The organism is Bradyrhizobium sp. HKCCYLRH3073 (assembly GCF_051167995.1).
In the GTDB taxonomy this organism is placed as follows: Bacteria; Pseudomonadota; Alphaproteobacteria; order Rhizobiales; family Xanthobacteraceae; genus Bradyrhizobium.
The window spans coordinates 29,589-47,656 of record NZ_JBNPUD010000003.1 but is presented as its reverse complement, the minus strand read 5'-3'; the positions used below and the strand labels follow the sequence as shown (position 1 = coordinate 47,656).

The window sequence follows — 18,068 nt, the reverse complement described above, 5'->3', positions numbered from 1 at the left end:
GCAAATCATGTGTCGTCGTCTGCGGTGGAGACCAACAGGCTCGCCAACGCAATGTCTCCGTCCGTCACGTAGTGATTGACCCGCTCGGGGAGGCTCTGACCAGCTTTGTACAGCTCCACGGTCTCGATCGATCGTGTCCTGATCAGTTCGGCCATGATGTAGTCCCGCTCGGCGTTGACATCCGGATCGGTGGCGTGCGTGACCTGAAACGTCAATCGGGTGAACGACAGGCCGGTGTCCTTCGTGCCGGCGCCGACCCACAGAGCGGATTCATCGACCGCCGGCTGATCGGCGTTGGACCAGAAATCGCCTGCATTCCAGGTTTGCTCTGCGTGTGCCAGGCCAACAGCCCAGAACCTGACGTGATGGCGCTTTCGCGGGCTGTTGCCGATGGCTTTCTGAAAGCCGATATCCTGGCCGCGCCCGAACAGATAGAGCGTGCTGAACGGAGCGGCGGGGTAAGGCGCATCGAGGACAAAGGCGCGGATCATGGCCCAGGAGCTCGTCAGGCCCAATCGGTCCGCTTCAGACCAACCGACCGCAGCAAAGCTTGCGCGAAGCTGTTGGAGCGTCCCGACCAGGGCGAGATTGACGGGGTCGCCGGGCAATCCATCCCCCGTGATCGTGTAGCTGGGCACTCGCCGCTTCTGAAGAATCCTGAGGCTCAACCGGATCACGCGTGGCAGAACGACATAGGCCGCGAACGCGTAGCTGACGCCGACTGCGGCAATCCAGGGCAGCCTGCGGTTCGCGGTCTCGAACACCACGAAGACGATCAGCCAGACCGTGAAGATCCCCAGCCCGGCGACCAGCACGCGTTGCATGAGGCGTATGAGCAGTCGCACTCGATCGGTCCGGCGAAAGGAAGTGAGCGGCAGTCGGTGGTTTCGGGAAGGTGTCCGATCTTCATCACAATGGCAACACACCGCACCTGAACGCATGAAACGGCCCAGCCGGCGGCGTTTCGACCAGCTCGTCCACGCTCGGTGGCTCGACATCCGCAGTCCAACGCAATCGGACTGCGCAGGGCTTAGGCCGACAGCCGCTCGGCGTTGGCCGCGACATAGTCCCGATAGAGATCGACGACTGCCGCCGGGCTCGCGCCGGCCATCAGCTTCGCCGTCGCCTCCAGGGCTGCGGCGATCTTTTCGCTGACCATCAGCTCAGCCTCCTCGCCCGCATCGGCTTCGCCGCGCGCGAACTTCTCCAGCCGGAGCCGGATGACCTCGCCGGCTTCCATGGCCAGCATCGCAGCCGTGAACCAGGGGAACTCCGCATCGGCGGTTGCCGTCATGGACGGCCGCATCTGCAAGGACATTGGCGTTTTGCTCATCGTCATCGTCCGAGAACATCAGCGGACCTGCGAGGAATACGCTTCAACTTTTAATGATGCGGACGCACAATCATCGCCGATTTCGAGTCGGCTCGAACGAGCCGTTAACCACGGGACGCATCTCTCCGACTCCGTCATTGCGAGGAGCCCCTCGAGTCTCGCCTGCGGCGAGCCCGAGGGCAGGCTCCGCGACGACGCAATCCAGGGGCACGCACAGCCTGGATTGCTTCGCTTCGCTCGCAACGACGCGGAGAGAGATCTCGTCCGAGCGCGGAGACGATCTTCTTGGGCTTCCTCTTCGTGCTCGCGGTTGGCCTCGTGGCCGGCACCTTGTCCGGTATCGTCGGCACCGGCTCGTCGATCATGCTGATGCCGGTGCTGACCTATGAATACGGGCCGAAGGAGGCCGTGCCGATCATGGCGGTCGCCGCCGTGATGGCGAACCTGTCGCGCATCCTGGCGTGGTGGCGCGAGGTCGACTGGCGCGCCTGCGCGGCCTATTCGGTCACCGGGATTCCGGCCGCCGCACTCGGCGCGCGCACCTTGCTGATCCTGCCGTCGCACGCCGTCGACATCACCATCGGGCTGTTCCTGATGGCGATGGTGCCGGTGCGGCACTGGCTGGCGCGGCACGATCTCAAGGCCAACCTCTGGCATCTCGCGACCGGCGGTGCCGTGATCGGATATCTGACCGGCATCGTGGTCTCGACCGGGCCGCTGAGCGTGCCGCTGTTCCTGTTCTACGGGCTGTCGAAAGGCGCCTTCCTCGCCACGGAGGCCGCGAGTTCGCTTGGGCTCTACGTGTCCAAATCCATCACCTTCCAGCGCTTCGGCGCGCTCACGCCGGACATCCTGCTGAAAGGTCTGATCGCCGGCGGCTCGCTGATGGCCGGCGCCTTCGTCGCCAAGCGTTTCGTGCTGCACATGAAGCCGGATGTGTTCCGCGTGGTGATGGATGGCATCATGCTGGCCGCAGGCCTAAGTATGTTATGGAACGCCAACCACTCCTGACCGCACCGATTCTCACCTCATGGCCAAGACCACGCTCTCCTTCGTCTGCCAGAACTGCGGCGCGGCCTATTCGCGCTGGCAGGGCAAATGCGAGGCCTGCGGCGAGTGGAACACGCTGGCGGAGGAAGACACGACGGGGGCAACCTCGGCGCCGGTGTCGCTGCGCTCCAAGCGCAAGGGCCGCACCTTCCAGCTGGAATCGCTGACCGGCAAGACCATCGACGCGCCGCGGCTGTCGTCGGGCATGACCGAGCTCGACCGCGTCACCGGCGGCGGCTTCGTGCGCGGCTCGGTGCTGCTGGTCGGCGGCGATCCCGGCATCGGCAAATCGACGCTTCTGACCCAGGCGACCTCGATGCTGGCGCGCGCGGGCCATCGCGCGGTCTACATTTCCGGCGAGGAAGCTGTCGCCCAGGTGCGGCTGCGCGCCGAGCGCCTCGGGCTTGCGGATGCGCCGGTACAACTGGCGGCTGAGACCTCGGTCGAGGACATCATCGCGACCCTGTCCGAGGGCGGCGTGCCGCGGCTGATCGTGATCGATTCGATCCAGACCATGTGGACCGACACCGTGGAATCGGCCCCGGGCACGGTGACCCAGGTGCGCGCCTCGGCGCAGAAGCTGATCAGGTTCGCCAAGAAATCCGGCGCGGCCATCATCCTGGTCGGCCACGTCACCAAGGACGGCCAGATCGCCGGCCCCCGGGTCGTCGAGCACATGGTGGATGCGGTCCTGTCGTTCGAGGGCGAGGGCTCGCAGCAGTTCCGCATCCTGCGTTCGGTCAAGAATCGCTTCGGCCCGACGGACGAGATCGGCGTGTTCGAAATGACCGGATTGGGCCTGCGCGAGGTGACCAACCCGTCCGAGCTGTTCCTGTCGGAGCGCGATCTCGGCAGCCCCGGCACGGCGGTCTTTGCCGGCATCGAGGGCACCCGCCCCGTGCTGGTCGAAATCCAGGCCCTGGTGGCGCCGACCTCGCTCGGCACGCCGCGCCGCGCCGTGGTCGGCTGGGATCCGAGCCGGCTGTCGATGGTGCTGGCCGTGCTGGAGGCGCATTGCGGCGTCAAGCTGTCGGGCCACGACGTCTATCTCAACGTCGCCGGCGGCCTGCGCATCAACGAGCCGGCGGCGGATCTCGCCGCGGCCGCAGCTCTGGTCTCGTCACTGGTCAACGCGCCGCTGCCGTCCGATGCGGTCTATTTCGGCGAGATCTCGCTGTCGGGCGCGGTCCGACCGGTGGCGCAGACCTCGGCACGGCTGAAGGAGGCCGCCAAGCTCGGCTTTCTGCGCGTGGTGCTGCCGGAGCGCGCCCGCGGCGAGGCCGGCGGCGACGCCGGGCTCAGCCTCAATACCGTCGGCGGGTTGACCAGCCTGGTGGCCGACATCGCCGCGCGCGGCACGCCTCGTGCCCGCCATGAGACGACCCGGCAGGACGACGATGACGGCGACCACGGCCGCCGCGGACCGCGCCCTGCCGAAAAAAATGCCACACCAGCGAGATTCCGCCGCCAGGACGGCTAGCCGGACCGTGACGTTCGCGTGACTCGCCGCTATACAACGCCGCAACCGGTCGCCCACACGGGATCGTGCAGCGTCCGGACTTGCCGGGGAACCTCGCTGTCCTCCACCTGGAGGGGCGGTCCTCCGTCGATTCGAAGCGAACCTTGGACCTGTGAAGCGGACCTGAGCAGCCGATGCCGATAACGATCCTCGATCTCATCCTGCTCGGCGTGATGCTGGTGTCGGGGCTGCTCGCGATGGTCCGCGGCTTCATGCGCGAGGTGCTGTCGATCGCGGCCTGGGGCGCGGCCGCCCTGGTCACGCTTTATTCATTCTCCAAGCTGCTGCCGACCGCGAAGACCTATTTCAACAATGATACCGTCGCCAGCGTCGTCGTCGTCGCCGGTACTTTCGTGGGCACCCTGCTCATCGTCTCGGTGATCACGGTCAAGATCTCCGACATGATTCTCGATTCGCGCATCGGCGCGCTGGATCGCACCCTCGGATTCCTGTTCGGACTGGGCCGTGGCCTGCTGATCGTCGTGGTCGCCTTCCTGTTCTTCAGCTGGCTGGTGCCGGACAAGCAGCGCCCGGACTGGGTCACCGGCGCCAAATCCCGCGTCGTCCTGCAGGGAACCGGGGATTGGCTGATGTCGCTCTTGCCTGATGATCCCGAGAACACCATTTTAAAGAAATTCAAGAAGAACAAGCCGGACGACGACCAGACTGACACCGAGTCGCCCGGAGCGGGCGGCGATGGGTACAGCAAGCCTGCCCGCGACAGCTTGAAGAAGCTGATCGAGAAACCCGCGGCCAAGTGAGCTCAGCCCAGAAGAGAGGCGCGATGGACCTGCACCACGATTCTTCCGGCGAAGCCCAAGCGGATACTCACGCGGATCTGGACTTCGGACCTCAAGCCTACCTCAGAGACCCAGACCTGGACGGAGACACGCTGCGCGAGGAGTGCGGCGTGTTCGGCATTTATGGGCATAGCGATGCCGCCGCGATCACTGCGCTGGGCCTGCATGCGCTCCAGCATCGCGGCCAGGAAGCCGCCGGCATCGTCTCCTATGACGGCGCGCGCTTCCACAGCGAGCGCCGCCTGGGCCTGGTCGGCGACACCTTCTCCCGCCGCGAGGTGATCGAGCGCCTGCCCGGCAACGCCGCGGTCGGCCATGTCCGCTATGCCACCACCGGCGCCACGATCCTGCGCAACGTGCAGCCGCTGTTCGCCGAGCTCAATGCCGGCGGCTTCGCGGTCGGCCACAACGGCAACCTCACCAACGGGCTCACGCTCCGCCGCGAGCTGGTGCGCGCCGGCGCCATCATGCAGTCGACCAGCGACACCGAGGTGATCCTGCATCTGGTGGCGCATTCCCGCCGCACCAATTTCATCGACCGCTTCATCGAGGCGCTGCGCGCGCTCGAAGGCGCCTACTCGCTGGTCTGCATGACCAACAAGAAGCTGATCGGCGCCCGCGATCCCCTGGGCATCCGTCCGCTGGTCTATGGCGAGCTCGAAGGCTGCCCGATCCTGGCGTCGGAGACCTGCGCGCTCGACATGATCGGCGCGCGCTACATCCGCGACATCGAGCCCGGCGAGGTCGTGATCTTCGACGAGACCGGCGCACACAGCCACAAGCCGTTCCCGCCGAAGCCGGCACGTCCCTGCGTGTTCGAATACATCTACTTCGCCCGTCCCGATTCCGTCGTCGGCGGCCGCTCGGTCTACGAGGTGCGCAAGGCGTTCGGCGCGCAGCTCGCGCGCGAAAGCCACCCCGAGGTCGACGTCGTCGTGCCGGTGCCGGATTCCGGCGTGCCGGCGGCGATCGGCTACAGCCAGCATTCCGGCGTGCCGTTCGAGCTCGGCATCATCCGCAATCACTATGTCGGCCGCACCTTCATCCAGCCGACCCAGGCGATCCGCGAATCCGGCGTGCGCATGAAGCACTCGGCCAACCGCGCCGCGATCGAAGGCAAACGCATCATCCTGATCGACGACTCGCTCGTGCGCGGCACCACCTCGCGCAAGATCGTGCGCATGATGCGCGACGCCGGCGCCACCGAGGTGCATTTCCGCCTGGCCTCGCCGCCGATCCTCTACCCCGACTATTACGGCATCGACCTGCCGGATCGCGGCGGCCTGCTCGCGGCGACGCATTCGCTCGAGGAGATGCGCCAGCTGATCGGCGCGGACTCGCTCGCCTTCCTGTCGATCGACGGCATGTATCGCGCGATGGGTGAGCCCGCCCGCGACCCGGCAGCGCCGAAATATGCCGACCACTGCTTCACCGGCAGCTATCCGACCCATCTCACCGACCAGTCACTCGTCGAGCCGCCCCAGCAGCAGCTCTCGCTGCTGGCGGAAGCGAGCTGAGGCTCTTTCCACACGCCGTCGTTCCGGGGCGATGCGCGGTTGCCCGTCGTCTCTGCGAATGCCAGGACCATAGCCACCAGCGATCGTTGGGCGGCTAGGACTAGCCACGACGGTCCAACTCCCTCATAACCGCCGAGGAGTACGGGTCCCGGCTCCGGGCGCGCAATCGTGCGCCTGGCCCGGACGACGTCTGAGAGAATAGCGGCCATGACCACCCTTCCCCTCGCCAACCGGATTGCCCTCGTCACCGGCGCCTCGCGCGGCATCGGCCATGCGACCGCCCGCGCGCTGGCGCGCGCCGGCGCGCATGTTGTCGCCGTCGCCCGCACCCAGGGCGGGCTGGAGGAGCTCGACGACGAGATCCGGAAAGAGACCGGCAACGGCGCCACCCTGGTGCCGCTCAGCATGACCGACAGCGACGGCATCGCCCGTCTTGGCGCCGCGCTGCATGAGCGCCATGGCAAGCTCGACATCCTCGTCGGCAATGCCGCCGTGCCCGGCCCGTCCTCGCCGCTCGGCCATATCGACCTGAAGCCGTGGAACGACGTCGTCGCCGTCAACCTCTCAGCCAACTTCCAGCTGATCCGCTGCATGGAGCCGCTGCTGAAGGCCTCCGACGCAGGCCGCGCCGTGTTCCTCACCTCAGGCGCCGCCCACAAGGCCCAGGCCTATCTCGGCCCCTACGCCGTCACCAAGGCCGCGCTGGAGACGCTGGCGCGGGTGTGGGCGCACGAGACCGAGCGCACGCCGCTGCGCGTCAACCTGTTCAGCCCGGGCCCGATCCGCACCCGCATGCGCGCCACGGTCTTCCCCGGTGAAGACCCGATGACGCTCGAGACGCCCGAGCAGGTCGCCGACTTCATCGTGCCGATGTGCCTGCCGTCCTGGACCGAGACCGGCAAACTGTACGAGTACAAGACCCGCACGCTGAAGAGCTTTCAGCCGCCGGCGTGAGATCGTTGCTCCCCTCACCGTACGGCGAACGCCGGACCGATAGCCACCGGCGGTCGTGGTGGGCGACGATGACGACGCAGACCGTCTTTCCCAACACGCATCACGCGGTATCCGTCCCGGCGTTCGCCGGGACGACAGCGGCGGACGTGGTCGGCACCACGCCTCTCACGCACGACGCGTCAACCCGTTCGTGCCCCGACCACTTGTGAGCCGATCTGCGTCGGCAGCTATTTCGGAGCAGGACTCGCCGCCGCAGGCTTTGCGGCAGCGGACTTCGCGGGGACGGGCTTCGCCGTGGCCGGCACCTGACGATCGCGCACCGCCGTCAGCTCCTTGCGCAGCTTTTCCTGCTGCTCCACCGACAGCACCGGGCGCTGCTCGTCATGCGGCACGTCGTTCACCGGGAGATAGTTGTACGTGTTGCCGTACTGCGCCGTGTCGGATGATGGCGTCGTGCCCGAGGTCGCGCAGCCGCCGAGCAGCACGGATGTCAACAGCGCCGCGCTCCGCAGCGCTGAACGCCAGGGCATGGGCCGCGTCAATCGCGAGCAGGTCCGGCGGAAGCTCATCGCGCGGCCGCTGCCATGGTGCGCGTGGTCCCCTGCGCCGTGATGCCATGCTCGTTGGATTGCAGCCCGGGCAGGCTCTTCACCCAGGGATAGCCCCGACGGCCCATGTCGAAGCCGCGATCGAACAGCGCGGTCATGTAGGTGCGATCGAACGGGCCGTCGGCCTTGGCCTGGAAATCGGCCGGCACGCTGGCCAAGTTGAAGTCGATGCCGTTGAATTTCGCCACCGAGTAGATGCGGTAGATGTCGCCGATGCCCTGGTTCTTGATCAGGGTCGACAGCGAGCGCTGCGTCACCGAGAGCACGTCGGCGCCGACGCTGTCCCATTGCGGATCGATGCGGGCGTTGCGGATGACGTAGAGATGCGCGCCGCTCACGCTCCGGCGCGGGCCGCGGCCGGAGACGAGACGCAGCACCGACGGGCCGATGAAGACCTGCCGGGTGACGCCGCCATCGACATGCAGCTCGTCGTAATCCTTGTCGCCGATCCGCACCTTGATGCGAACCGGGGCGAAAGCGCCCGGCACGGTCGCGGACGCCAGCAGCACCTGGCGGAACAGCGCGATCGCCTCGGGCGTGTCGGCGGCAGCGATGCGGCCCATGTCCCACAGCACCGGCCGCTGCGCGTCGAGATTGGTGGTGCCGACCAGCAGCACCCTGCCCTTGCTGCTCTCGCGCGCGACATCGCGCAGGAACTCGCGATCGACATATTTCTCGATCAGCCGCGACAGCGGCGTGTTGTCGGCCAGCGCCGAGCCCTGCAGCAGGCCGGGAATGTTGACCGTGAAGATGTCCTTGCGCTCATAGGCGGTGAAGATCTCGCGCAGCTTGTCATCGTGCTCGCGCCCCAGGAAGACGAACGGCGCGATCAGCGCGCCGGAGCTGACGCCCGTCACCATGTCGAACGACGGCCGGTTGCCGGACTCGCCCCAGCCGGCCAGCAGCCCGGCGCCGAATGCGCCGTTCTCGGCGCCACCGGAGATCGCGAGGAAATTCAGCGGACGCGAGATCGGGATTTCGGCCGAGGCGCGCGACATCGCGGCCTCGGCAAAGCGCGGCGCCGGCTCGTCACCCCAGTAGCGCACGTTGCGGAAGCCGACCGGGTCGGCGCTGACGGCAGCCGCTTCCGGCAGCGCGTTGCGCGGCATGACGGCTGCGCACGCCGCCAGCAGCAGCGACGCGGCGCATGCGAGCAGGATACGCGGAACCATCGCGCGGAAGGAGGCGGCAGACTTCATCGCGACGCTTGCTGCTCCACGCTTGCGATCTCCGGCGCCGGCGGCGGCACGCCGGGCTTGACCTCGTCGGCCCCCTTGTCGGTCCAGCCCGGCGGCAGGCCCAGACCGGCACCGACGAAGCCCTTCAGGCCGGGGAAGCGTCCGTACTGCTCACATGCGGCATATTTGGGAGCGCCGCCGAGCTTGGCGGGCACGCTCGACACCGAAGGCAGCGAGGCCAGCGACGGGACGCCGGAGAACGGCGACTCGCCGGTCGATACCAGCCTGGCGAAATCGGCGCCGAACTCCGAAGCGAGGTCGTAGGCGTCGCCGTCATTGGCCATGCGGGCGGTCGACACCGAGGAGGCGCCGCGCGCCCACACCATCGCGGCCTTCTGGAAGCCGGCGAAATCGCGCGCCTCGGCCTCGACGGACAGCGTGCCGAGCCCGACCGGCAACCGTGGCACCGGCACCGGGACGCCCGGCAGCGCGACGCTCTTGGCGATCGACGCCGCCTGCGAGGCGGCCGAGGCGGTCGCGTTGGTCGCCGTGGCGTGAGTGACGGTCGCCTTGATCGTCAGATCCGCCTCCTCGCCGAGCGCAACGATGCGGAAGCGCTCGCTGAGCCGCAGGCACATTTCCCGGCTGATGGCGTTGGCGACCAGCTTGCGCTCGTTCTCGTCGAAGGCGATGTCGGGACGCGGCGGAAACGCGGTCGGCTCGATCCGGATCGTCCTGGCCTCGAGCAGCTCCTTCTTGTTCGCCTTGATCTGCGCGCGCGTCACCAAGCCATTGGCGTCGGCGAGACGATCGTAATTCTTGAGCGAGCCGGCCCGCTCCAGCGGAGCGGTGGCGCAGCCGGCCGTTGCCAGCGCCAGGGAAATCAGGGCCGTCGACTTCAGCGGGGCGAGGCGCATCTTACCGGCGAGACCCATTGATAGATAGCTCACTCTAATTAAGTCTCACAAGCCGAAACGCTTGTCCAACTAAACTAGATCAAATTCTCTAGATTAGAGCGGCGCGAAATATTATTTTATATTACAAGCAGTTGGCGGAAACGGCGAATGTGGCGAGAGTTGGCCCGACAGGACGTGTGATGAGAGACGCGTGATGAGAAAGGTCGATCCGGTCAAGCACGAGCAGAAGCGCCGGGAGATTCTCCAGGCGGCGTTGTCGTGCTTCGTCCGGAACGGTTTTCACGGCGCCAGCACCACCGATATCTGCGCCGCCGCCAAGATCAGCCCAGGCCACCTCTACCACTACTTCCCCAGCAAGGAGGCGATGATCCAGGCGCTGGTCGACCAGAACCTGAGCCACGCCGCAGCGCGCCTCCAGGCGATCCTGGCCTCACCCGACGTGATCGACGCCCTGGTGCAGGAGCTCGAGAGCACCAGCATTCATCAGCCGCAGGCCCAGGTCCTCAGCGCCGAGGCGTTGGCCGAGGCCTGCCGCAATGCCGATTTTGCCGCCATCGTCCACGCCCATGCGCGCGCGATGCGGGCGCTGCTGGTCGATTTTCTCATCAAGGCGCAGCGGCGCAGCGACGTCGATCCCCGCCTTGATCCCGAATCGACTGCCAATATTCTGTTCGCGATCGTCGACGGCGCACGCGCGCTGCCGATCCGGAATCCGAACGTCGACATCAAGAAGAGCACCGCACATCTGCGCATCATGCTGACGCGCTTCCTGCGGCCGCCCGCAGCCCCCTCGCCGGTCGGCGACAAGACCAGAAAGGCCCGCGGCTCGACGCCCATCGTCGAGCCCTCATGAGCTACCGCGCCGTGCTCAGCCGAGCATGACCTGATCGTGGAAGGCGTCGGTCACGGGCCTCATGATGAGCAACGGTATTCTTGCAGGGCCTGTACGCCCAGCGTTAACGCTCAAGCGAAACGCACAAACCTTGGGCGCGCCTCGCGCCTTTTGGCACATTGCCGCAACTCACAAGACCGGCTATCCAGGGAGACAGACGGCAAGGGGCGCCCAAGAAGCCCCGCCGTGACACGACACCAGGGAGGACTTTGATGACGACGTCTCAGGCGCGGCGGATGGCCGCGCTGCTTGCCGCCACCACGCTCAGCTTTGCCGGCTCCGCCTTCGCCGACGACAAGGTCGTCAAGATCGGCGTGCTCAACGACATGTCCAGCCTCTATGCCGACATCGGCGGACCGAACTCGGTCGCAGCCGTCAACATGGCGGTCGAAGATTCCGGCATGAAGGCCAAGGGCTGGACCATCGAGGTCATCAGCGGCGACCACCAGAACAAGCCCGACATCGGCGTCAATATCGGCCGGCAGTGGATCGACACCCAGAAGGTCGACGTGATCATGGACACGCCGAATTCCGGCGTTGCTCTGGCCATCTCCAATCTGGTCAAGGAGAAGAACTCGGTCCTGATCAATTCCGGCGGCGCGAGCGCCGACCTCACCGGCAAGGCCTGCAACGCCAACACCATCTCCTACACCTACGACACCTACATGCTGGCGAACGGCACCGGCAAGGCGCTGACCAAGGCCGGCGGCGACAGCTGGTTCTTCCTCACCGCCGACTACGCGTTCGGCCATGCGCTGGAGCGCGACACCTCGGCGGTCGTCACCGCCAATGGCGGCAAGGTGCTCGGCTCCGTCAAGCACCCGCTCAACACCGCCGACTTCTCCTCCTTCCTGCTGCAGGCACAGTCGTCCAAGGCCAAGGTCATCGGCCTTGCCAATGCCGGCGGCGACACCACCAACGCGATCAAGCAGGCCGCCGAATTCGGCATCGTCCAGGGTGGCCAGAAGCTCGCCGCGCTGCTGCTGTTCGTCAACGACGTGCATGCGCTGGGCCTGAAGGTGGCGCAGGGCCTGACCTTCACCGAGTCGTTCTACTGGGATCTCAACGACAAGACCCGCGAATGGTCCAAGCGTTTCCAGAAGGTGTCGCCAAAGGGCACGATGCCGTCGATGACGGTCGCCGGCGTCTATGCCGGCACGCTGCATTACCTCAAGGCGCTGGACGCGATGGGCGGCAATCCGCATGACGGCGCCAAGGTCGTGGCCAAGATGAAGGAGATCCCGACCGACGATCCGCTGTTCGGCAAGGGCCCGCTGCGCGCCGACGGACGCCGCCTGATCCCGGCCTATCTGTTCGAGGTCAAGAAGCCGGAAGAGTCCAAATATCCGTGGGACTACTACAAGCTGATCGCGACGATCCCGGCCGAGGACGCCGCCAAGCCGCTCGAGGCCAGCGAGTGCCCGCTGGTGAAGAAGTAATCGTCCCGCATCGGTCCGGGCTGGCGCGCCAGCATCAGTCCGGACCCACGCACATTGCCGATGCGCCGTCGCGCGCATCGGGATGATGTCAGGAGGCGGCCTTCGCTTTCGCGAGCGTCCGCAGCGCGATCACGATCGCGACGATCATCAGCCCCGACGCCAGCAGGAACGGCGCGCCGGGCAGATGCACGAGCGCAGTGGCCCCGATGAAATAGGCGAAGCTCAGCGTGAACAGGAACGGCCCCGTGAGCTGGGCCACGCTCTGCACGCTCGATGTCGCGCCCTGGAGCTGGCCCTGCTTGTCCGGCGCCACCAGCCGGGTCATCAGCGCCTGCAACGCCGCGCCCGAGACGCCCCACAGCGCCATCACGGGAATGCCCAGCCAGCTCAGCGGTCCGGTCGGCGCCACGCCGAAAATGAAGAAGCCGACCAGCCCCGCGGATAGCCCCAGCATCAGCGCGCCGCGCTCGCCGAACACACGCACGATCAGCCCGACCGCGCCGCCCTGCACGATCATCGCGCAGACGCCGACCATCGCCAGAGTGAGGCCGACGGTGCGCGTGTCCCAGCCGTAGCGATAGGTCGCGTACAGCACGAAGGTCGACGGCAGCACGACATGGGCGAGCTGGGTGATGAAGTTCACGGTCGACAGTCCGGCGAGAATGCGGTCCGATGCCAGCAGCCGCAGCGCCCCGAGCGGGTTCGCCGTTCGCCACCGGAATGGACTGCGCCGCTCCGGCTTCAGCGACTCCGGCAGCACCAGGAAGCCGTAGAGCGCGTTGGCGAAGCTGAGCCCCGCGGCCGCCCAGAACGGCAGCCGCGGATCGATGTCGCCCAACAGCCCGCCGGTGGCAGGCCCGAGCACGAAGCCCGCGCCGAACGCCGCGCCGATGCGGCCGAAGATCGCGGCGCGGCGGTCCGGCGGCGTCAGGTCGGCGATATAGGCGAAGGCAGTGGAGATGCTGGCCGAGGTGACGCCGGAGATCAGCCGCCCGACGAACAGCCAGGCGAGCGACGGCGCCAGCGCCATCAGCACATAGTCGGCGGCGAGGCCAAAGTTCGACAGCAGGATCACCGGCCGCCGGCCGAAGCGGTCGGACAGGCTGCCGAGCACCGGCGAAAACACGAACTGCATCAGCGCCCACGCGGTGCCGAACAGCCCGAAGATGCGTGCCGCCTGAGCGGTGTCGTTGCCGACGAAGCTCCCGATCAGCTTCGGCAGGATCGGCATGATCAGCCCGAGCGCGAGCATGTCGAGCAGGATGGTGACGAAGATGAAGGCGACTGCGCCGCGGCGCGGGGCCGGCGCATTTTCGGTCGCGACGCTCGGCGGGCTTGCTTCCATGGCCGGACCGCTTCCGCTCCCGCGACTGATCAGTTCGGCCGCTTGCGCTTGTGCGCGAACGGGTTGGCCTTCTCGCGCAGGGTGATGCGCACCGGCGTGCCCGGCAGCTCGAAGGTCTCGCGCATCGAGTTGGTGAGATAGCGCAAGTAGGATTGCGGGATCGCGTCGGCGCGCGAGCAGAACAGCACGAAGCTCGGCGGCCGCGCCTTGGTCTGGGTGATGTAGTTCAGCTTGAGCCGGCGGCCCGACACCGCCGGCGGCGGATTGTCGGCGATCGCCCCCTCGAACCAGCGGTTCAGCGCCGCGGTCGGCACGCGCCGGTTCCAGACCGCGTAGGCCTCGACGATCGCCTGCATCAGCCGGTCGATGCCCTCGCCCATCAGGCCCGACACCGCCACGATCGGTGCGCCCGCGACCTGCGGCAGCCAATGGTCGGCGTCGCGGCGCAGCATCGAGATCTGGCCGGACTTGGCCTCCATCAGGTCCCATTTGTTGACCGCGATGACGAGCGCGCGACCCTCGCGCTCGATCAGGTCGGCGATGCGCAGATCCTGCTCCTCGAAGCGGTTCTGCGCATCCATCATCAGCACGACCACCTCGGCGAAGCGCACCGCCCGCAGCGCATCCGCCACCGATAGCTTCTCGAGCTTCTCCTCGATGCGCGAGCGCCGGCGCAGGCCTGCGGTGTCGTAGATGCGGAAGCCGCGGCCCTTCCATTCGATCTCGACCGCGATCGAATCGCGCGTCGTGCCGGCCTCGGGGCTGGTCAGCAGCCGCTCCTCGCCGAGCAGATGATTGATCAGCGTCGACTTGCCGGCATTGGGACGGCCGACGATGGCGACGCGGATCGGACGTGCGGCGCGCTCCTCGTCGGTCTCCTCGCGCTCGTCGTCCTCGTCGTCCGTGGGCGGCACGAGCTTGCTGACGGCGTCGTAGAGCTCGCCCATGCCCTCGCCGTGCTCGGCCGAGATCTGGATGGGATCGCCGAGGCCGAGCGCATACGACTCCATGGCGCCGAGCTCGCCATGCTTGCCCTCGCTCTTGTTGGCGAGCAGCAGCACCGGCTTGTCGGCGCGGCGGGCGAAATCGGCGAAGGCGCGGTCGGCGGGCGTCAGGCCGATGCGGGCATCGATGACGAAGAACAGCGCATCGGCGAGCGCGATCGCGGTCTCGGTCTGCTCCTGCATGCGCGCGGTCAGCGAGCCCTTCGGGCCCTCGTCGAGGCCGGCCGTGTCGATGATCGTGAAATGGAGATCGCCGAGCTTCGCTTCGCCCTCGCGGCGGTCGCGCGTGACCCCCGGCATGTCGTCGACGAGCGCCAGCTTCTGCCCGACCAGACGGTTGAACAGGGTCGACTTGCCGACATTGGGCCGGCCGATGATGGCGATGGTGAAAGGCATGATGATCCGTGCGCGTGAGCGCGCAGCTTTAGCGCATTCGGCCGCAAAACCGAACGGGCGATCAGTCGATTCGCGACTGAGATTAACGGCTGAAGGAGCCGCTCGGCATCGGCGCCGGGAAGCCGCCGCCCGAGCTCTGGGCGGCCGGCGGCTGCGCCGGGGCCGTGTCATCCGCCGGCGGTGCGGTGGTGCGGCGGCGCACGATCTTCTTCGGCTTCGGCGCCGGCGGAACGCCGGCGGCGCCCTGCTCGACCGCAGCGGCCTCGCCGTCCTGCGGATCGGCCGTGGTCGGGTTGCTCACGGCGGCCTGCTGCCGGCCCTTGGCGCCCTTCTTGCCCTTGGGCTCCTCGGCCGGGGGCGCCGGCATCGCCTCCTGGGCGCCTGGATCGGTCATCGGCTGCTGCTGCGCGCCCTTGTAGAGCTCCTTCGGCACGCCCTGCTCGAGACCCGGCACGCCCTCCGGGAACACCGGCTTGCGGTCGCCCGGCAGCTTCTTCTTGGTGTCGAGGAAGTCGAGCATGTCCGAGGGGTCGAAGCTTCCCCCGCTCGCGCAGCCGCCCAGCACGCCGGAAAGCGCAATGAGGACCGTGAGGGCAATGGCACGTTGGGCGCGGCGCATGATCGTCGTTCCAATCAACTCGGTTTCGCCGTCGCGCGATCCGCGATCAGCTCTTGGCGACTGCAGGCAACAGCGCCTGCAGCGCTTCGGCGCGCGAGCGCAGGCCCGGCGGGGTCTCACCATCCAGCGCAATCATGTCGAGCCATTGACGGGTCGCGGCGGCATCGTTGGCCTTCCACGCCGACAGCGCCAGCAATTCGCGGGCCGCGTGGCGGAACGGCGCACCAGGCGCCGTTTCGCCTTCGAGGCGCTGCTTGAGGTCCGCGTAAGGTGCCGTATCGGCCAGCAGGCCTGCCGCGCGCAGCCGCGCCATCGACTGCTGCTCGGCCCCGATGCTGCGGTCGGCAGCAAGCTCGTCATAGAGCTTCACGGCCGCCGCCTTGTCGCGCATGGCGGCCTCTGCGGCCTGATGGAAGCGGGCCAGCGTGCGGTATCCCGATGGGGCTGTAGCCGCGACATCCGCAAAGGCCTTTTCCGCCTCGGCATGCTTGTTCTGCTCGGAGAGCTCGAGGGCCTTGTTGAAGGCCGAGCCCGCCTCGGCCGCCTTCTGGCCTTCCAGGTATTGGTAGCCGCGCCAGCCGCCAACGCCGGCGATGATCAGCACGGCCAGGGCGATGATCAAGATCGAGTAGCGGTCCCACAGCTTCTTGAGCTGTTCCCGGCGGACCTCCTCGTCTACTTCATCAATAAAATCAGACACCTAAGGACATCCAGTCAGGTTCGCTGCGAACGCGCGCGCATGGCTTCGAAGGGCCGCGCGAGCGGCCCGTTGCCCACGCGCCGGCGCCGATACCGCATCGGCATGGCGGTGGCAAGGCGAGTCCAGCCGAATCAAGGCGTTACTCCCCGGTTCTGCCACAGGGTCCGAACGCGGCTATCACGCCGTCAAGGCTTCGCGCAACTGCCGTTTCATCACCTTGCCGTTGGCGTTGCGCGGCAAGGGGTCCGCGGTCACGGTCAGGGTTTCCGGAACCTTGTAATCCGAGACCCGCTCGGCACACCAGCTGCGCAGCGCCTCGGCGCTGATCGGCTCGCGGGTCACGACCACCGCGTGCACGCGCTCGCCGAGCACGGGACATGGCCGGGCGACGATCGCGCTCTCGACCACCGCCGGATGGCTCGCCAGCACCGATTCGACCTCGGCCGAGTAGATCTTCAGCCCGCCACGGTTGATCATGTCCTTCTGCCGGTCGAACACCCGGACGAAATTGTCGGCGTCGACGGAGCCGAGATCGCCGGAATGCCAATAGCCGGCGGTGAAGCTCTCGGCCGTGGCCTTGGGATTGTTCCAGTAGCCCCTGATAACCTGGCCGCCGCCGATCCAGATCTCCCCGATCTCGCCGCGCGGCAGCTCCCGCCCCTCCCCGTCCATGACCAGGATGCTGGCCCCTGGACACGGCAGCCCGACGCTGTCGATATGGCGCGCGGTCAGATCCGAGGGCATCAACGTTGCCGGCGAGGTGGTCTCGGTCGAGCCATAGGCATTGACCAGCCGCAGACCCGGGATCTTGGCGGCCAGCCGCTCGATGGTCGCGACCGGCATCGGCGCGCCGCCGAAGCCGCCGATCCGCCACGACGAGAGATCGTGGCTGTCGAAGTCGCGCTGCAGCAGGCAGAGATTGTACATCGCCGGGACCATGACCGTGTAGGTCACGCGCTCGCGCGCGGCGAGCTTCAGATACTCGCCGGCCTTGAACTCCGGCATGATGATCAAGGTGCCGGCGCAGCGCGCCATGCTGGTGATGTTGGCGACGACGCCGGTGACGTGGCCGAGCGGCACCGCGGCGATCGAGCGGTCGGCTGGCGTCAGCCCCAGGCAGGCCTCGTAGACCATCGAGGAGTGGATGATGTTGCAATGGGCGAGCATCGCGCCTTTCGGCCGACCGGTGGTGCCGGAGGTGTAGAGGATCATCGCGGTGTCCTCTTCCGCCACCTCGACCCGAGCCTCGTGCGCGGCATGATCGGCCAGCGCTGCAAAATCCGATCGCGCTGGACGATCATCGACGGCAATGCGCCCCGCCAGCTCCGGCGTCTCTGCAGCAGCCGGCAACCGGTCCGCCAGTGCCGCCTCGTGCAGCAGCAGCTTGGCGCCGCAATCCTTCAGCACATAGGCGATTTCCGGGGTCTGCTGCCGCGTCGACAGCAGCACCGTGATCAGCCCGAGCTTGGCGGCAGCGAACAGCGTGAGCACGAATTCGATGCGGTTGCCGAGCAGCAGCGCCAGCCGATCGCCCTGGCGCAGGCCCCTCGCCTGCAGCCCGCCGGCGATCCGCGCGGCGGCCTCGGCGACCTCGCGCCATGACAGCCGCACGGCCCCGCAGACCAGCGCTTCGCCGTCGCCGTTGCGCGCCGCGGCCTCCTCGACCATGGCCCAGATGTTCGCCGGCCGCTCCGTGAACAGCGGCACCACGCGATCGCCAAAACGGGCTTCGCGCCGCATCGGCGGCGTCACATAGGTCGACCAGTCCATGGCATTTCCCCGAGCTTGGCTTTTTTG

At 67.4% G+C, this 18,068-nt stretch carries 17 protein-coding genes; 7 read left to right on the top strand and 10 right to left on the bottom strand.

Features of this window, described 5'->3' with window-relative positions; translation table 11 throughout:
- Positions 1–5 precede the first annotated feature (5 nt).
- Both ACQR1X_RS07865 and ACQR1X_RS07860 read right to left on the bottom strand, forming a co-directional pair.
- On the bottom strand, positions 6–824 hold the full coding sequence (locus ACQR1X_RS07865; RefSeq protein ID WP_316180955.1) for an LssY C-terminal domain-containing protein: 819 nt from the start codon (positions 822–824) through the stop codon (positions 6–8).
- Between the two features lie 206 nt (positions 825–1,030).
- Positions 1,031–1,333 carry a hypothetical protein gene (locus ACQR1X_RS07860; protein ID WP_315800323.1) on the bottom strand — a complete coding sequence of 101 codons (303 nt, stop codon included), beginning with the start codon at positions 1,331–1,333 and terminating at the stop codon, positions 1,031–1,033.
- 285 nt (positions 1,334–1,618) lie between these two features.
- On the opposite strand from ACQR1X_RS07860, the gene ACQR1X_RS07855 reads away from it, so the two are divergent.
- The 5 genes from ACQR1X_RS07855 to ACQR1X_RS07835 all read left to right on the top strand — a co-directional run bounded on the left by ACQR1X_RS07855 (position 1,619) and on the right by ACQR1X_RS07835 (position 7,173).
- Complete coding sequence (locus ACQR1X_RS07855; RefSeq protein WP_316215623.1) at positions 1,619–2,344, top strand: sulfite exporter TauE/SafE family protein; 726 nt, start codon at positions 1,619–1,621, stop codon at positions 2,342–2,344.
- 19 nt (positions 2,345–2,363) lie between these two features.
- Positions 2,364–3,863, top strand: a complete 1,500-nt coding sequence (gene radA, locus ACQR1X_RS07850; RefSeq protein ID WP_316215622.1) for a DNA repair protein RadA — start codon at positions 2,364–2,366, stop codon at positions 3,861–3,863.
- A 173-nt stretch (positions 3,864–4,036) separates the two neighbouring features.
- Positions 4,037–4,663 carry a CvpA family protein gene (locus ACQR1X_RS07845; protein ID WP_315712460.1) on the top strand — a complete coding sequence of 209 codons (627 nt, stop codon included), beginning with the start codon at positions 4,037–4,039 and terminating at the stop codon, positions 4,661–4,663.
- A 23-nt stretch (positions 4,664–4,686) separates the two neighbouring features.
- Positions 4,687–6,219, top strand: a complete 1,533-nt coding sequence (gene purF / locus ACQR1X_RS07840) for an amidophosphoribosyltransferase (RefSeq protein WP_316180960.1) — start codon at positions 4,687–4,689, stop codon at positions 6,217–6,219.
- 207 nt (positions 6,220–6,426) lie between these two features.
- Positions 6,427–7,173: an SDR family NAD(P)-dependent oxidoreductase gene (locus tag ACQR1X_RS07835; RefSeq protein ID WP_316180961.1), complete on the top strand. Its 747-nt coding sequence runs from the start codon at positions 6,427–6,429 to the stop codon at positions 7,171–7,173.
- Between the two features lie 227 nt (positions 7,174–7,400).
- Here the strand turns inward: ACQR1X_RS07835 and ACQR1X_RS07830 are convergent, their stop codons facing one another.
- Genes ACQR1X_RS07830 through ACQR1X_RS07820 form a run of 3 tightly spaced genes read right to left on the bottom strand, consistent with a single transcriptional unit; the run spans position 7,401 to position 9,909 of the window.
- Positions 7,401–7,703: a hypothetical protein gene (locus tag ACQR1X_RS07830; protein ID WP_434898619.1), complete on the bottom strand. Its 303-nt coding sequence runs from the start codon at positions 7,701–7,703 to the stop codon at positions 7,401–7,403.
- 35 nt (positions 7,704–7,738) lie between these two features.
- Positions 7,739–8,980, bottom strand: a complete 1,242-nt coding sequence (locus ACQR1X_RS07825) for a patatin-like phospholipase family protein (protein ID WP_434898618.1) — start codon at positions 8,978–8,980, stop codon at positions 7,739–7,741.
- Positions 8,977–9,909 (bottom strand): DUF3313 family protein, encoded by a 933-nt coding sequence (locus tag ACQR1X_RS07820; protein ID WP_315800330.1) that lies wholly within the window; start codon positions 9,907–9,909, stop codon positions 8,977–8,979. The genes ACQR1X_RS07825 and ACQR1X_RS07820 overlap by 4 nt, the downstream gene beginning before the upstream one ends.
- A 160-nt stretch (positions 9,910–10,069) precedes the next feature.
- Between ACQR1X_RS07820 and ACQR1X_RS07815 the strand changes: the two genes are divergently transcribed.
- Positions 10,070–10,729 (top strand): TetR/AcrR family transcriptional regulator, encoded by a 660-nt coding sequence (locus ACQR1X_RS07815; RefSeq protein WP_315800331.1) that lies wholly within the window; start codon positions 10,070–10,072, stop codon positions 10,727–10,729.
- Between the two features lie 251 nt (positions 10,730–10,980).
- Positions 10,981–12,207, top strand: a complete 1,227-nt coding sequence (locus ACQR1X_RS07810; RefSeq protein ID WP_315800332.1) for an ABC transporter substrate-binding protein — start codon at positions 10,981–10,983, stop codon at positions 12,205–12,207.
- Between the two features lie 88 nt (positions 12,208–12,295).
- Here ACQR1X_RS07810 and ACQR1X_RS07805 read toward each other — a convergent pair whose 3' ends face one another.
- From ACQR1X_RS07805 to ACQR1X_RS07785, 5 genes are all read right to left on the bottom strand, one after another.
- Entirely contained in the window at positions 12,296–13,552 is a 1,257-nt protein-coding gene (locus ACQR1X_RS07805; RefSeq protein WP_434898617.1) for a TCR/Tet family MFS transporter, read from the bottom strand.
- A 29-nt stretch (positions 13,553–13,581) separates the two neighbouring features.
- Positions 13,582–14,952 (bottom strand): ribosome biogenesis GTPase Der, encoded by a 1,371-nt coding sequence (gene der, locus ACQR1X_RS07800; RefSeq protein WP_315800334.1) that lies wholly within the window; start codon positions 14,950–14,952, stop codon positions 13,582–13,584.
- A gap of 82 nt (positions 14,953–15,034) precedes the next feature.
- Entirely contained in the window at positions 15,035–15,571 is a 537-nt protein-coding gene (locus tag ACQR1X_RS07795; protein WP_315800335.1) for a hypothetical protein, read from the bottom strand.
- A gap of 46 nt (positions 15,572–15,617) precedes the next feature.
- Entirely contained in the window at positions 15,618–16,271 is a 654-nt protein-coding gene (locus ACQR1X_RS07790; protein WP_316180972.1) for a tetratricopeptide repeat protein, read from the bottom strand.
- 177 nt (positions 16,272–16,448) lie between these two features.
- Positions 16,449–18,041 carry a class I adenylate-forming enzyme family protein gene (locus ACQR1X_RS07785; RefSeq protein WP_434898616.1) on the bottom strand — a complete coding sequence of 531 codons (1,593 nt, stop codon included), beginning with the start codon at positions 18,039–18,041 and terminating at the stop codon, positions 16,449–16,451.
- Between the last annotated feature and the right edge of the window lie 27 nt (positions 18,042–18,068).

Bases quoted from the DNA above. Each gene is read 5' to 3' on its own strand.
- ACQR1X_RS07865 (WP_316180955.1), bottom strand. From the start codon at position 824: ATGCAACGCGTGCTGGTCGCCGGGCTGGGGATCTTCACGGTCTGGCTG.
- ACQR1X_RS07860 (WP_315800323.1), bottom strand. From the start codon at position 1,333: ATGAGCAAAACGCCAATGTCCTTGCAGATGCGGCCGTCCATGACGGCA.
- radA (WP_316215622.1), top strand. From the start codon at position 2,364: ATGGCCAAGACCACGCTCTCCTTCGTCTGCCAGAACTGCGGCGCGGCC.
- ACQR1X_RS07845 (WP_315712460.1), top strand. From the start codon at position 4,037: ATGCCGATAACGATCCTCGATCTCATCCTGCTCGGCGTGATGCTGGTG.
- purF (WP_316180960.1), top strand. From the start codon at position 4,687: ATGGACCTGCACCACGATTCTTCCGGCGAAGCCCAAGCGGATACTCAC.
- ACQR1X_RS07835 (WP_316180961.1), top strand. From the start codon at position 6,427: ATGACCACCCTTCCCCTCGCCAACCGGATTGCCCTCGTCACCGGCGCC.
- ACQR1X_RS07830 (WP_434898619.1), bottom strand. From the start codon at position 7,703: ATGCCCTGGCGTTCAGCGCTGCGGAGCGCGGCGCTGTTGACATCCGTG.
- ACQR1X_RS07825 (WP_434898618.1), bottom strand. From the start codon at position 8,980: ATGAAGTCTGCCGCCTCCTTCCGCGCGATGGTTCCGCGTATCCTGCTC.
- ACQR1X_RS07815 (WP_315800331.1), top strand. From the start codon at position 10,070: ATGAGAAAGGTCGATCCGGTCAAGCACGAGCAGAAGCGCCGGGAGATT.
- ACQR1X_RS07810 (WP_315800332.1), top strand. From the start codon at position 10,981: ATGACGACGTCTCAGGCGCGGCGGATGGCCGCGCTGCTTGCCGCCACC.
- ACQR1X_RS07805 (WP_434898617.1), bottom strand. From the start codon at position 13,552: ATGGAAGCAAGCCCGCCGAGCGTCGCGACCGAAAATGCGCCGGCCCCG.
- der (WP_315800334.1), bottom strand. From the start codon at position 14,952: ATGCCTTTCACCATCGCCATCATCGGCCGGCCCAATGTCGGCAAGTCG.
- ACQR1X_RS07795 (WP_315800335.1), bottom strand. From the start codon at position 15,571: ATGCGCCGCGCCCAACGTGCCATTGCCCTCACGGTCCTCATTGCGCTT.
- ACQR1X_RS07785 (WP_434898616.1), bottom strand. From the start codon at position 18,041: ATGGACTGGTCGACCTATGTGACGCCGCCGATGCGGCGCGAAGCCCGT.